General features: G+C 45.6%; 12 protein-coding genes. 3 read left to right on the forward strand and 9 right to left on the reverse strand.

The features are described 5' to 3' along the window. Positions 1-439 precede the first annotated feature (439 nt). The 6 genes from fre to trxA form a co-directional block, all read right to left on the reverse strand. Positions 440-1,153 carry an NAD(P)H-flavin reductase gene (gene fre, locus ACQEXU_RS20165; RefSeq protein ID WP_427012073.1) on the reverse strand — a complete coding sequence of 238 codons (714 nt, stop codon included), beginning with the start codon at positions 1,151-1,153 and terminating at the stop codon, positions 440-442. A gap of 15 nt (positions 1,154-1,168) precedes the next feature. Then, a complete protein-coding gene (locus ACQEXU_RS20170) occupies positions 1,169-1,438 on the reverse strand; it encodes a 2Fe-2S iron-sulfur cluster-binding protein (RefSeq protein WP_427012074.1) in 270 nt (89 codons plus the stop codon). Beyond that, on the reverse strand, positions 1,435-3,291 hold the full coding sequence (ubiD, locus tag ACQEXU_RS20175) for a 4-hydroxy-3-polyprenylbenzoate decarboxylase (RefSeq protein WP_427012075.1): 1,857 nt from the start codon (positions 3,289-3,291) through the stop codon (positions 1,435-1,437). The genes ACQEXU_RS20170 and ubiD overlap by 4 nt, the downstream gene beginning before the upstream one ends. A 94-nt stretch (positions 3,292-3,385) precedes the next feature. Further along, positions 3,386-4,381, reverse strand: a complete 996-nt coding sequence (locus tag ACQEXU_RS20180; protein WP_427012076.1) for a hypothetical protein — start codon at positions 4,379-4,381, stop codon at positions 3,386-3,388. Positions 4,382-4,487: 106 nt separating this feature from the next. Then, a complete protein-coding gene (gene rho / locus ACQEXU_RS20185) occupies positions 4,488-5,747 on the reverse strand; it encodes a transcription termination factor Rho (protein WP_367989220.1) in 1,260 nt (419 codons plus the stop codon). A 198-nt stretch (positions 5,748-5,945) separates the two neighbouring features. Next, positions 5,946-6,272 carry a thioredoxin TrxA gene (gene trxA, locus ACQEXU_RS20190; protein ID WP_047048192.1) on the reverse strand — a complete coding sequence of 109 codons (327 nt, stop codon included), beginning with the start codon at positions 6,270-6,272 and terminating at the stop codon, positions 5,946-5,948. A gap of 112 nt (positions 6,273-6,384) precedes the next feature. Between trxA and rhlB the strand changes: the two genes are divergently transcribed. Both rhlB and gppA read left to right on the forward strand, forming a co-directional pair. Further along, complete coding sequence (rhlB, locus tag ACQEXU_RS20195) at positions 6,385-7,686, forward strand: ATP-dependent RNA helicase RhlB (protein WP_367987588.1); 1,302 nt, start codon at positions 6,385-6,387, stop codon at positions 7,684-7,686. A gap of 7 nt (positions 7,687-7,693) precedes the next feature. Then, positions 7,694-9,187, forward strand: coding sequence for a guanosine-5'-triphosphate,3'-diphosphate diphosphatase (gppA, locus tag ACQEXU_RS20200; protein WP_427012077.1), 1,494 nt, complete (start codon positions 7,694-7,696; stop codon positions 9,185-9,187). Positions 9,188-9,353: 166 nt separating this feature from the next. Here gppA and ACQEXU_RS20205 read toward each other — a convergent pair whose 3' ends face one another. The 3 genes from ACQEXU_RS20205 to recQ all read right to left on the reverse strand — a co-directional run bounded on the left by ACQEXU_RS20205 (position 9,354) and on the right by recQ (position 12,363). After that, positions 9,354-10,022 carry a 7-cyano-7-deazaguanine/7-aminomethyl-7-deazaguanine transporter gene (locus tag ACQEXU_RS20205; protein WP_427012078.1) on the reverse strand — a complete coding sequence of 223 codons (669 nt, stop codon included), beginning with the start codon at positions 10,020-10,022 and terminating at the stop codon, positions 9,354-9,356. Positions 10,023-10,220: 198 nt separating this feature from the next. Further along, positions 10,221-10,535, reverse strand: a complete 315-nt coding sequence (locus ACQEXU_RS20210) for a DUF3630 family protein (protein ID WP_427012079.1) — start codon at positions 10,533-10,535, stop codon at positions 10,221-10,223. Further along, complete coding sequence (gene recQ / locus ACQEXU_RS20215; protein ID WP_427012080.1) at positions 10,528-12,363, reverse strand: ATP-dependent DNA helicase RecQ; 1,836 nt, start codon at positions 12,361-12,363, stop codon at positions 10,528-10,530. The genes ACQEXU_RS20210 and recQ overlap by 8 nt, the downstream gene beginning before the upstream one ends. A 224-nt stretch (positions 12,364-12,587) precedes the next feature. Here recQ and rarD point away from each other — a divergent pair, with 224 nt between their 5' ends. Continuing rightward, positions 12,588-13,505 carry an EamA family transporter RarD gene (gene rarD / locus ACQEXU_RS20220; protein WP_427012081.1) on the forward strand — a complete coding sequence of 306 codons (918 nt, stop codon included), beginning with the start codon at positions 12,588-12,590 and terminating at the stop codon, positions 13,503-13,505. Positions 13,506-13,542 lie beyond the last annotated feature (37 nt).

The following is a 13,542-nucleotide window of genomic DNA, read 5'->3' on the forward strand; positions in this document are numbered from 1 at the left end:
ACATAAGTAATGTTTGAATTGACTGTGCTGAATCTTTCGATTCAATGGTCACTTCGTTTCATTGAAACCTAATTTGAAGCCGAAGCTTCTAATTGGATTATCATCAACGAGTGCCCACACAGATTGATAGGTTTATATTGTTAAAGAGCTTTGCTTTGCGAGAAGTTTTCTCTCAAAGCGGAGGTGCATTCTAACGAGATAATTTGAAGAGTCAAACACTTTTTCAAATTTCTTTTCTCAGAAGATTTTCACCTCTACGACCTTGGCTAAAGCCTTGTGGCGTCTGCCGTGTCAGTGGAAGCGCATTATAGGGAGTTAAGCTTTTAGCGCAACCCCTTTTTCAAAAAAAATTAAAAAAAATACCATTTCGTTGAATAAAGCAGCAAAAAGGCAAAAAAGAGAGCGTTTTTGCTCTCTTTTTTCTGAAGTTAACTAGCTTTTAAATGAAAGCATAAGCATCTGCAAACATGTGTTCACTCTTTGCATTCTTGTTTTGCGTAAACTGTTCACGCGCAGCCCCTGCCATTTCAAAACGACCTGCAATATAGATATCGTAATCTTCTAATGATTCGAAGTCTTCAGTAATGGCTTGCAATACATTACCCACTTTGCCTTTCCATTGAGTATTTGCTTCTTCCACTACAGGAACAAAATGAACATTACTATGATGTTCAGCGATCTCATTCAGTTCCTCTTTTGCATACAATTGGCAATCATCACGACCACCCCAGTATAAATAGATGGTGTTCTTTTTATTTTGTGCCACACAATGGTCGAGGATCGAACGAACATAGCTAAAGCCTGTTCCACCGGCAATGAGTAGCAGAGGACGTTCACTTTCTTCTCTTATCCAAGCTTCACCATGGGGCGCATCAATGGTGATCTCACCGTCTTCCGCCAGCGCTTTTTGCATTGCTTCTACCACTTCAATCGCATAAGCATTATGTTCTGCAGCACCAATATGCAATTCAAGCTCACCTTGATGTCGGCAAGGACTACTTGCGATAGAGAAAGGACGTTTATCTTTCTCACCCATAACAACCATCAAGTATTGTCCCGCTTTGAAGCTTACCGGACTTTCTGGGTGAAGTAGGATTTGGTATGTATTGCAGGCTAACGGCTGAATAGACTTAACTTTACATTGAATGCTCATGGTCTTCCTCTAATCTTACTCTTCAAAAGTAAGTACTAAATTACTTTCTGCAAAGGCCTGACAAGCAAATATCCACCCTTGTTGCTGCTCTTTCTCTGTGAGCATAGGTTCAAGGTGATATGTAACTTCGCCTTCTATTTTTCTACATAGGCAGGCTGCACATGCTCCTACCTGACAACGATGCGGGAAGCGAATATTGTTGTTGAGCGCAGCTTCCAGCACCGTTTGCCCATCTTGTATTTCAAATTTTAGGTTATTTGGATGCAAGACAGCGATATGGCTCATAGGATACCTAACTTATTCCATATCGTATCGATTTTCGCCACAAGTTGGGGATCTTTCTTGATAGGTGTCCCCCACTCTCGAACAATTTCTTCACCTTCAACTTTGTTCGTTGCATCCAACACGAGACGTGAAGAGCTTTGCTCAAGATTGGTGACTTGTTTAGTGTCGCGTTTGGGATCCATACGCGTGGTGATCGCCCAAATGATATCGTTCCAATCTTTTGCGTTTACGTCATCATCACAAACAACAATAAACTTAGGCTCTCCTCGCTCTAGAAGAAGCTGCTCAACTTTTTCTGCCAGTTGCTGCGATTGACCAGCATACTCTTTCTTCATCGTTACGACTGCAAAGCTGTTATTCACTACAGTCGGAGGAATATAGATATCAATGACTTCTGGATTTTGCTCGATAAAAACATCAAGTTCTGCTTGGGTTGATTGAGAATGCTGTTGATCACTCTGCTGCGAACCAACCAATTCAGCTTGCCATTTAATGGTCGCATCTAAGCCCATTTTAGAGCCAAGCCCAGCAACTGGTGAGGCGAAATCGAGAGAGTCAATTGGCGTGTTTTCAATGAACAAAGTATCTCGCACTGGGTCCATATGCTCAGTCATCGCTTTGACAACATCATTCCAATTACGCGCATCAACACTGTCATCGCAAACGACAACAAACTTGGTATACATGAACTGACGAAGGAAAGACCACACACCCATCATGACGCGCTTGGCATGACCTGGGTATTGCTTCTTCATCGTTACCACGGCCATTCGGTACGAACAACCTTCTGGTGGCAAATAGAAATCTTCAATCTCAGGAAACTGTTTTTGCAGAATCGGCACAAACACTTCATTCAGTGCTACGCCTAGTACAGCAGGCTCATCAGGCGGACGACCTGTGTAGGTACTGTGATAAATTGGATCTTTACGCATTGTAATGTGCGTAATGGTAAACACATGGTGCTTTTCTTTTTCGTTGTAGTAGCCAGTATGATCGCCATAAGGCCCTTCATCAGCGAACTCGTTAGGATCAATGTACCCTTCGAGAACAATCTCTGCACTGACAGGGACTTCTAAGTCATTGCTTATCGATTTAACCACTTCGGTTTTACTGCCACGCAGCAGACCTGCAAACGCATATTCAGATAGCGTATCTGGTACTGGTGTTACGGCACCAAGAATAGTGGCGGGATCCGCTCCAAAAGCAACGGAGACAGGAAAAGGTTCGCCCGGATGTTTTTCCATCCAATCACGTAAGTCTAGTGCTCCCCCTCGGTGAGCTAACCAACGCATAATAATTTTATTCTTGCCTAACTTCTGCTGACGATAAATCCCAAGGTTCTGGCGCTTTTTGTTTGGTCCACGTGTAACCGTTAATCCCCATGTTAAAAGCGGAGCGACATCGTCTTGCCAGCAACTCATCACCGGAACTTTATCGAGATCGACCGCATCACCACTCCAAATCACTTCCTGACAAGGCGCTTTACGCAAGCGCTTAGCCGGCATATTTAGTACTTGTTTGAACAGCGGTAATTTATCCAATGCATCTTTAAAGCCCTTTGGCGGTTCTGGCTCTTTTAGATAGGCCAACAGCTTTCCAACTTCGCGAAGTTCTTTGACATGCTGGCGCCCCATGCCGATTGCTACACGTTCCGGCGTACCAAATAAATTGGTTAGCACTGGCATTTGGTAACCAATGGGATTTTCAAACAGAAGAGCAGGACCACCAGCACGCAAAGTACGATCGCTGATCTCAGTCATTTCATAGTGAGGGTCTACCGGGTGAGTAATGCGTTTTAATTTGCCTTCTTGCTCCAAGTGGCTGATAAAATCGCGTAAATCCTTAAAACTCATAGGCCTTTTACTGGCTGGTTAATCTTCGGGCAGTATACCAAAAAGAGGAACCTGACGATCCCTCTTTTTAGTGTGGTTTCTATTACCAATCGTGTCAGGGATTTAGCACGCCCAAAATAGCACGATGTTTTACATTGGGATTTTGAGCAATTAACTCTTCTAACCAAGAACGATAACCCTGCTGTGCCAACGCTTGTGCAACTAGAGGTGCTTCTTCTGATAAGGTCATACGCGACACTAAAAATGCTTTCACATTTTCTGGCATCGGTTCAACACGGCTCAACGCCTGAATGGCTTGCGCTTTCAAGCTCGGATTTGACGCCGCTAGCATGACTTGTTGCAGAGAAAATGTATCAGCAACTCGAGCTAACCGTGCCAATTCATGCTCACTGTTGTAATCGGCACGCATTAACCATAGCAGCTTATACATGTTTGCATCTTCACTCACTTGTGCTAAACGCACCACAACGGCAGAAGAAGGAAGCCAACTGGTTACCGCTTTTTCTGTTAATTGCTCAACTAAGAAAGAAACGGCCTCTGGTGACAAGCTGTCCATTTCTCTAATAAGCAATGCTTCTCTGGTTTGTACCAAAGACTCACTGCCACGCAACCAATCTTTTAAATTCAACTCTTTTCGCTCAGCTTCAAGTACAAATTCTAATGTGGATTGATCTTGTTTCCACCGTTTGAGCAAGCGGCTCGCGATAGCAGGATAATTAAAGGCTGGCACCGTAAATTCATAGCCATCACCGCGCTCAAGGATTTTATAGGTAGGAACCATGGCTTTTTGCTGCTCAACAAACATTGCCATATGAGGGGATAATATGATCTGTTGATTTTCTATTTTCTTAAGCAGTAGGTAACGGACAACTTCTTGCTCGGGCAAGGCTAAGCGCTCAAGCGCAAAGCTGAGAGAGTCTATCTCATCTTCAACGACATACTGCAGCATTTCAGCGACCTTTTGCTGCATTTGTTCGTCTTGTAGCCACTGCTCAACCGTAGCGGGTTGCATCTCAGTGGCAGAGATAACAGGAGAGCCTGTCATTAACGTAAGTGACAGGAGAACTGACGACAACATTCCTTGTTGCATGTTAACCTCCTTGTAACATTTCATCCATTGTGAAGACTGTTTAACAAGAATGCAAACAAAAACGCCACCTCGAATAGAGGTGGCGTTTAAAAACTCTTATGAAGAATTACTGACGACGCATCGCGTCAAAGAATTCATCATTGGTCTTGGTCATTGCTAGCTTATCGATCAAGAACTCCATTGCATCGATTTCGCCCATTGGGTGAACAATCTTACGCAGAATCCACATTTTCTGTAGTTCATCGTTCTTAGTAAGCAGCTCTTCACGACGAGTACCAGAGCGATTGAAATCAATCGCTGGGAAAACACGTTTTTCAGCAATCTTACGGTTCAGGTGAATTTCCATGTTACCTGTACCTTTAAACTCTTCGTAGATCACTTCATCCATCTTAGAGCCAGTATCAACTAGAGCCGTTGCTAGGATAGTTAAGCTACCACCCTCTTCAACGTTACGAGCAGCACCGAAGAAACGCTTAGGACGGTGCAGTGCGTTTGCATCCACACCACCAGTGAGTACTTTTCCTGATGAAGGCACTACGGTGTTGTATGCACGAGCTAGACGCGTGATAGAGTCAAGCAAGATAACCACGTCTTTCTTATGCTCAACAAGACGTTTTGCTTTCTCGATAACCATTTCTGCAACTTGTACGTGGCGCGACGCTGGTTCATCGAATGTTGACGCAATCACTTCACCTTTAACTAGGCGCTGCATCTCAGTAACTTCTTCCGGACGTTCGTCGATAAGAAGTACCATTAGCTCACACTCTGGGTGGTTGTAGGCAATACTTTGAGCAATGTTTTGCAGCAGCATTGTCTTACCCGCTTTAGGCGGAGCAACGATCAGACCACGCTGACCTTTACCAATTGGAGACGCAAGGTCTAGAACTCGAGCCGTAATATCTTCAGTAGAGCCATTACCACGCTCCATCACCATGCGCTCATTGGCATGCAGAGGAGTCAAGTTCTCAAATAAAATCTTGTTACGCGCATTATCCGGTTTGTCTGCATTAACCGTGTTAACTTTCAGTAGCGCAAAGTAACGTTCACCATCTTTTGGTGGGCGAATCTTACCGGCAATCGAATCACCAGTACGTAAGTTGAAACGACGAATCTGACTTGGAGATACGTAGATATCATCTGGACCAGCAAGGTATGAGCTGTCAGCACTGCGTAGGAAGCCAAAGCCGTCTTGAAGAATTTCCAGCACCCCGTCGCCAAATATATCTTCACCACTTTTCGCATGTGCTTTAAGGATGGCGAAGATGATGTCTTGTTTTCTCAGACGCGCCAGGTTTTCCAGGCCTAAGCTTTCGCCAAGTTTCACAAGCTCAGACACAGGTCTGTTCTTCAGTTCTGTTAGATTCATGGTGGTGGATACTTGTTTAGTCAAAATAGGATCTGTTTTCTAGTTAAGATGGATTTGGTCACAGGATCGACCAAGAAGAGAATTCTGTTTAATTAACGTGCGATAAATTAGCACTAAATACTAGCCTAGTCTATCTTTTGTTGTGGTTCAAAAATAAAACCGTGCGCAATTTTTTGGCACGGTTTTATTTTTGCGAGATTAAAGGTTTGCGTCTAAAAACTCTTTTAGTTGAGTCTTAGACAATGCGCCAACCTTTGTTGCCGCAACACTACCGTCTTTAAATAGCAGCAGCGTTGGAATACCACGAATACCAAACTTAGGTGGAGTACCTGCGTTATGGTCAATATTCAGTTTACCGATAGTGAGTTTGCCTTCGTACTCATCTGCGATTTCGTCAAGAATCGGCGCAATCATTTTACAAGGACCACACCACTCTGCCCAAAAATCGACTAGAACCGGGCCTGCAGCGTTGATTACATCGTTTTCAAAACCGTCATCAGTTAGCTGCAAAATCTTGTCACTCATCTTCCACTCCAATGTGTTTTTTCTGAACTGGTTTAATGATAGCCAGTAAATAGATGCCCTATTGGAATGTATTTACTTTCGTATTGCAAGCTTAAGCTGATATTCTATAGCAATGAAAAAGACGCATATCACAGAGCAAAAGTTCGCCGATTTGGGTTTACACCCCCAAGTTACTGAAGGATTGGAGAAAAAAGGGTTCGAGTTTTGTACCCCGATCCAAGCCTTGGCGTTGCCGGTACTGCTCACCGGCCAAGACATTGCAGGTCAAGCTCAAACAGGCACAGGTAAAACCCTGGCTTTTCTGACCGCTACTTTTAACCATTTGCTAAATACGCCAGAACATGAAGGACGTAAGCCAACGCAGCCACGTGCCATTATTATGGCTCCAACCCGTGAGTTGGCGATCCAAATTTTCAATGATGCGGCACCATTAATTGAGAGTACGGGCATCAAAGCCGCACTGGCTTACGGCGGTGAAAGCTACGATAAGCAACTCGGTAAACTAGAAAACGGCGTTGATGTACTGATTGGCACAACTGGCCGTATTATCGATTTCTACAAGCAACGCGTGTTTAACCTAAATCACATTCAAGCCGTTGTTCTTGATGAAGCAGACCGCATGTTCGATCTGGGCTTTATTAAAGACATTCGTTTCTTGTTCCGTCGCATGCCTGAGCCAAAAGAGCGTTTGAACATGTTGTTCTCGGCAACGCTGTCTTACCGCGTACAAGAACTAGCTTTCGAGCACATGCACAACCCAGAGCATGTGGTGGTTGAGCCAGAAGTGAAAACGGGTCACCGTATTCAAGAAGAGTTGTTTTACCCTTCTAACGAACACAAAATGGCACTGCTACAAACGCTGATTGAAGAAGAATGGCCAGAGCGCGCGATCATTTTCGCCAACACCAAACACAAATGTGAATCTATTTGGGGCCACCTCGCTGCCGATGGTCACCGTGTGGGTCTACTAACAGGTGACGTGCCACAGAAAAAACGTGAGCGAATCCTAGATCAATTTACCAAAGGGGATGTTGACCTTTTGGTGGCAACCGATGTGGCAGCTCGTGGTTTACATATTCCGCAAGTGACGCACGTGTTCAACTTCGATCTTCCTGACGATTGTGAAGATTACGTTCACCGTATCGGCCGTACTGGTCGTGCTGGTGCAAGTGGTCACTCAATCAGCTTTGCATGTGAAGATTACGCGATTAACCTTCCACCGATTGAAGAATACATTGAGCACGCGATCCCGGTATCGGATTACGATCCAAGTGCCCTAATTGAAGATTTACCTGCACCGATCCGCATGCGTTCAAATCGTCCGCAGCAGCGTCGTACTAACACAGGTGGCTCTCGTTCGGGTAACCGTCGTCAAAACAATCGCTCTCGCCAACGTCAACAAAAGGATTCTTAAGTAGACTATGACTCAAGCTGTTTCCTCTCCGCTCTACGCAGCCATCGACCTCGGGTCGAACAGTTTTCATATGCTCGTGGTGCGTCACATCGATGGTAGCGTACAAACCATGGCAAAAATTAAGCGCAAGGTTCGCCTTGCTGCTGGTCTGGACGAAAATAATGCGCTCAGTCAGGAAGCCATGCAGCGTGGTTGGGATTGCTTGAGTCTGTTTGCAGAACGTCTCCAAGACATTCCACAAGAAAATATCCGTATTGTGGGAACGGCTACCTTACGTACCGCAACTAATGTTGCGGTATTTTTGGAAAAAGCCAATCAGATCCTTGGCCACAATATTGACGTCATTTCTGGTGAAGAAGAAGCCGCAACTATTTATAAAGGGGTGGCGCATACATCGGGTGGTTTAGGTCGCCGCCTTGTGGTCGATATTGGTGGCGCCAGTACTGAGCTGATCATCGGTGAAGGTTTTGATGCCAGTGCACTCACCAGCCTAAAAATGGGCTGCGTCACTTGGTTAGAACGCCATTTTAAAGATCGTCAGCTAACCGCAACCAACTTCAACAATGCCATTGCCGCAGCAAAAGAGACCTTACAGCCTATTCTTGAGCAATATACAACTCTTGGTTGGGATGTGTGCGTAGGTGCCTCAGGCACGGTACAGGCATTACAAGAAATCATGTTGGCACAAGGGATGGATGAAGTGATCACCCATGCCAAGCTCAAACGGCTACAAAAACAAGCCATGCTAGCTGATCACCTAGAAGAGCTTGAAATTGAGGGCTTAACGCTGGAGCGTGCTTTAGTGTTCCCAAGTGGCCTTTCGATCCTGATCGCGATTTTTGAACTGCTTGAAATCGACTCAATGACACTGGCTGGCGGTGCACTACGTGAAGGTCTGGTGTATGAAATGGTGCAAGAGCTACGTCAAGATGATATCCGAGCCCGCACGATCAGTAGCGTTCAACAGCGTTACCAGCTTGATGTTCAGTACGCAGAACAGGTTTCCACTTTAGCCAGCAAGCTACTGACACAATGTGGTGGCCGAAACTGGATTGAAGAAGCGCACGCGGAAATACTGTTGCAAACCGCCGCCAAGCTGCATGAAATCGGCCTAACCATCGATTTCAAAAAAGGCGGCGAACACAGTGCTTACCTGCTGCAAAATCTCGATTTACCTGGTTATACCCGTGCTCAAAAACATTATTTGGGTGAAGTGGTCCGTCGTTATCGTGAACAACTCACCTCGTTGCCAGAACAGCACGCTTTATCAGGCAACAGTGGTAAACGGGTGCTACGTTTGCTGCGCTTAGCGGTGTTACTAACTCACAGACGTAATCCTTCACTTGAGCCGCACATTACGCTACGTGCTGAAAACGACAAGTTAACGCTTTCCATTGATGAGCAGTGGCTGGCACGTAACCCACTCACCGCTGCTGAACTGGAAATCGAAGCGAACCGCCAAACCGACATTGGATGGCCACTCGCTATTCATGCTCAGTAATAGCAAGGCTCCTTAAGGAGCCTTTTTTGTTCCTATCGCCGCCGTTGTACAGCTCTCATAGTATTTGGACACCCATGATCCAAATGCTTCATTCAAGTTTATCCCTATCAAAAAAAGCCGCCTTATTTACAAGGCGGCTTTTACTTTCAATAAATTAGACTCAATGTTACATCGCAGTCGTCGGTTTAAACTCGGGATTGGATGCCGTGATCTTTTTAATCAGGTAGTTCAACAGCACACCATACATTGGCACAAACAGGCCAAGGCTAATCACAAGCTTAAAGCCATAATCCACCAGTGCAATTTCTTGCCAGTGTTGCGCCATAAATGGATCTGGACTTTGGTAAAACGCTATAGCAAAGAAAGCGATGGTATCGAGGGCATTACCAAACAAGGTGGAACATGTGGGTGCAACCCACCACTGTTTCATTTGGCGTAGGCGATTAAACACATGCACATCCATAATTTGTCCAAGCAAATACGCCATGAAGCTAGCGATTGCGATACGTGCAACAAACAAATTAAATTCGCCAAGATGAGCGAGCCCCTGAAACTGACCTTCGAAAAACAACACCGATAAAACGTACGACACCAAGAGCGCTGGGAGCATCACTAAGAAAATGATTTTACGAGCCAGCTTAGCGCCAAAAATTCGCACCGTCAGATCCGTGGCCAGAAAAATGAATGGGAAGGTGAATGCACCCCAAGTGGTATGAAAACCAAAGACGGTAAAGGGCAGTTGAACCAGATAATTGCTCGATGCAATGATGATCAGATGAAAAATGACCAGATAGAAAAGGGCGTTGCGCTGCTGCGCAGGGGTAAAGTTACTCATGCGATACCTTTTTAGTTTGGTTTGGGGGTGAGGGAACCCAAATCGAATCAATTTGCACCGCAAATGGACTCTTACCAACAATGTCAAAATAAACGCTGACAATCAGCGCAATAAAGTTTGCTCATAAATGAGCGGGCGCTGATTATACATTAATCAAATCAGGCTGCAATGGTGGGACAAGACGCAAACGTTTAAGAGCTAAAATCCGCGGCGAAATAAACCAGCAAGATAATCGAGCTCTTCTTTACTGTCGCAGATGGACAGGGCTTCCAACCAAACACATTCGCTGTAATGCTCCGCTTTTAAAAAGAGCTGGCAACCTTCAAAGTCAATCAACCACGAATGGATATCGGCATCCCATTGTTTCTCCACTGGCGTAGCAGATAGCAATGACAGCAGTTTATCACCGAGTATTGGGAAGCTGTCGTAGTCAAAGCGTGGGGCAGTTATAATGATCCGGCCTTGCTCAGCATCATATTCTGCTAAACCAAATTCCTTTTGTGCATCAGCCATGATGAGTAATGTGCTCCTGAATTAAATCTAAAAATGGATCGGCGTATTTTTCTAGCTTACGCTCCCCGACCCCATTCACTGCCAGCATTTCACCGTAAGATGTCGGTAATATTTCTGCCATATCAATCAAGGTAGCGTCACTGAATACCACATACGGTGGCAATCCATCTTCGTCGGCAATCGACTTACGCAGCTTACGCAATTTGGCAAACAGCTTCTTATCGTAATGCTTGTTGGACAATTTTTCTGACTTCGCAGCACGCGCCGCTGTGTCTAAGCGTGGTACAGCCAGCTCGAGTTCAATATCTCCCCGCAACAATGGCCTCGCTTCTTCCGTCAGCTGCAAAGTCGAATTGCGGGTGATGTTTTGGAACAGCAATCCTTTGTGGATCAGTTGACGGAAAATACTCACCCAGTAGTCGTGGCTATGATCGCGCCCGAGACCATAGGTTGAGAGCTTATCATGACCATTTTCACGTACCCGAATATTTTGCATACCGCGCAACACTTCAACCACATATCCCATACCAAAGCTCTGATTGACTCGATAAACACAAGATAACGCTTTACGCGCTTCATCAGTGGCATCAAATCGCTTCGGGGGATCTAGGCAAATATCGCAGTTGCCACAAGGTTGCTCGCGGTATTCACCAAAATAGTTCAGCAATACCTGACGACGACAGGTTTGCGCTTCCGCAAAGGCACTCATTGCATTCAGTTTATGTGCTTCAACCTGTTTCTGTGGCCCTTCGTCTTTCTCATCCAACATACGGCGCAACCAACTGATGTCTGCTGGGTCATACAACATCATCGCTTCGGCTGGTAGGCCATCACGACCAGCACGTCCCGTTTCCTGATAGTAAGACTCAATGTTACGCGGGATGTCAAAATGCACCACAAAGCGCACATTGGGCTTGTTGATGCCCATGCCAAATGCCACCGTCGCTACAACGATTTGAATATCATCACGCTGAAATGCTTCCTGAACATACGCACGCTCATCGGCGTCTAGTCCTGCATGATAACTTGCCGCTCGAATGTGGTTATTGCACAGTTTTTCTGTCAGCATCTCGACTTTCTTGCGGCTACCGCAATAGATGATGCCGCAATTGCCCCGCTGCCCATCAAGAAAACGGATGATCTGAGAAACTGGCTTGTGCTTTTCCACCAAGTTATAGCGGATGTTCGGCCGGTCAAAACTGCCAAGATAACTATGAGGGTCATTGAGGTGCAGACGATGAGTAATGTCAGTGCGAGTTGCATCATCTGCGGTGGCGGTCAGTGCCATGAATGGTACGTGTGAAAACTGCTGTTTTAGCTGACCAAGTGCCGCGTATTCCGGACGAAAATCGTGTCCCCACTGAGAAATACAATGTGCTTCATCAACTGCAATCATCGAAAGTGGCAGGTTGTGCAAACGCTCGATGAAATCTCGCATCAACACTCGCTCGGGTGACACATACACGAGTTTAATCGCACCGGAATGCATCCTGTTGTACACCGACAACAGCGCCTCTCGACTCATTGTGGAATTGATGCATTCGGCTGCAACACCATTGGCCTTTAGTTGGTCGACCTGATCTTTCATCAAAGAGATCAGCGGGGAAATAACCAGAGTGATCCCTTCTCGCACCAAGGCTGGGATTTGGTAACAAAGAGATTTACCACCACCGGTAGGCATGATCACCAGACAGTCTTGCCCTCGAACCACCGCATCAATCACCTCTTGTTGACCATCACGAAATTGCTGATAGCCGAATACGGTTTCTAATACAGTTTGAGGGCTGGTTGATCGCTCAGGTTGTTCGGCTAACAGTGTCGAGGTCATTCAATTCTCAGTTGGATATCGAGTGTCGTTGCAGGTGCAAAGCAAAGCGCACATTGTATACCCAACCACTCACAATAAGCGAGCTTCTCGACGATTCCTTAGTCCATAGTTATTGCATGGTTATTCGATAAGGTCATGACGACTATCGCCGCAAATTGTTAGGAAGATTGCAAGTTACCCCCGTATACTTCGATTCTGCTCAACCGATTTAAAGGGGATAAACGATGACACCCGAAGAACAACAAAGAGCGCGTCAGGGTATCTTCCTCGCTATTGGCGCTTACACCATGTGGGGCATTGCACCAATTTACTTTAAAGCCATTAGCTCGGTCTCTCCGCTTGAAATATTGAGCCATCGCGTGGTGTGGTCATTTGTATTGCTCGCCGTATTGCTGCATTTTGGCCGCCATTGGCATAGTGTCCGTGATGTTATCCAAAATAAAACTAAGCTGCTGTTTTTGATTTCAACAGCGGTGTTAGTTGGCGTCAATTGGCTAATTTTCATCTGGGCGGTCAATGCGAACCACATGCTTGATGCCAGTTTGGGCTATTACATTAACCCGTTAATCAATGTGGTGCTGGGGATGCTATTTCTCGGTGAGCGCTTACGTAAATTACAGTGGTTTGCCGTCGGATTAGCTGCATGCGGCGTATTGGTGCAGCTCATTGCTTTTGGTTCTGTTCCTATCGTCGCGATCGCACTGGCTTGTACTTTTGGCTGCTACGGCCTGCTTCGCAAAAAAGTCAGTGTGAGTGCACTGACAGGCTTATTTATTGAAACCTTAGTAATGCTGCCTGCTGCGGCCATTTATTTATTGTGGCTTGCTGACTCTCCCACCGCAGACTTTGCCAACAACCCAACAACGCTCAACTTATTATTAGTCGCTGCTGGGGTAATCACCACCCTGCCACTGCTGTGTTTCACTGGCGCAGCAACCCGATTAAAACTTTCAACCCTTGGCTTTTTCCAATACATAGGACCCAGCCTGATGTTTTTACTTGCCGTACTTGTGTATGGCGAAGCATTTACCTTAGATAAAGCCATCACCTTCGCCTTTATCTGGGGAGCCTTGTTCGTATTCAGTTTCGATGGGTTAAAAACGAGTAAGCAGAGTAAGCTGAAAGCTCTCAAACAAGAGTGATCGTTTTTTACAAGACATCTCAACGCAACAGCGATAA

The sequence above is a fragment of the Vibrio sp. TRT 21S02 genome, from assembly GCF_050113675.1.
Lineage (GTDB): Bacteria > Pseudomonadota > Gammaproteobacteria > Enterobacterales > Vibrionaceae > Vibrio.

Coding starts and splice junctions, on each gene's coding strand:
- recQ (WP_427012080.1), bottom strand. CDS start 12,363: ATGACCTCGACACTGTTAGCCGAACAACCTGAGCGATCAACCAGCCCT.
- gppA (WP_427012077.1), top strand. CDS start 7,694: ATGACTCAAGCTGTTTCCTCTCCGCTCTACGCAGCCATCGACCTCGGG.
- ACQEXU_RS20210 (WP_427012079.1), bottom strand. CDS start 10,535: ATGGCTGATGCACAAAAGGAATTTGGTTTAGCAGAATATGATGCTGAG.
- ubiD (WP_427012075.1), bottom strand. CDS start 3,291: ATGAGTTTTAAGGATTTACGCGATTTTATCAGCCACTTGGAGCAAGAA.
- ACQEXU_RS20205 (WP_427012078.1), bottom strand. CDS start 10,022: ATGAGTAACTTTACCCCTGCGCAGCAGCGCAACGCCCTTTTCTATCTG.
- ACQEXU_RS20180 (WP_427012076.1), bottom strand. CDS start 4,381: ATGCAACAAGGAATGTTGTCGTCAGTTCTCCTGTCACTTACGTTAATG.
- rarD (WP_427012081.1), top strand. CDS start 12,588: ATGACACCCGAAGAACAACAAAGAGCGCGTCAGGGTATCTTCCTCGCT.
- rhlB (WP_367987588.1), top strand. CDS start 6,385: ATGAAAAAGACGCATATCACAGAGCAAAAGTTCGCCGATTTGGGTTTA.
- fre (WP_427012073.1), bottom strand. CDS start 1,153: ATGAGCATTCAATGTAAAGTTAAGTCTATTCAGCCGTTAGCCTGCAAT.
- rho (WP_367989220.1), bottom strand. CDS start 5,747: ATGAATCTAACAGAACTGAAGAACAGACCTGTGTCTGAGCTTGTGAAA.
- ACQEXU_RS20170 (WP_427012074.1), bottom strand. CDS start 1,438: ATGAGCCATATCGCTGTCTTGCATCCAAATAACCTAAAATTTGAAATA.
- trxA (WP_047048192.1), bottom strand. CDS start 6,272: ATGAGTGACAAGATTTTGCAGCTAACTGATGACGGTTTTGAAAACGAT.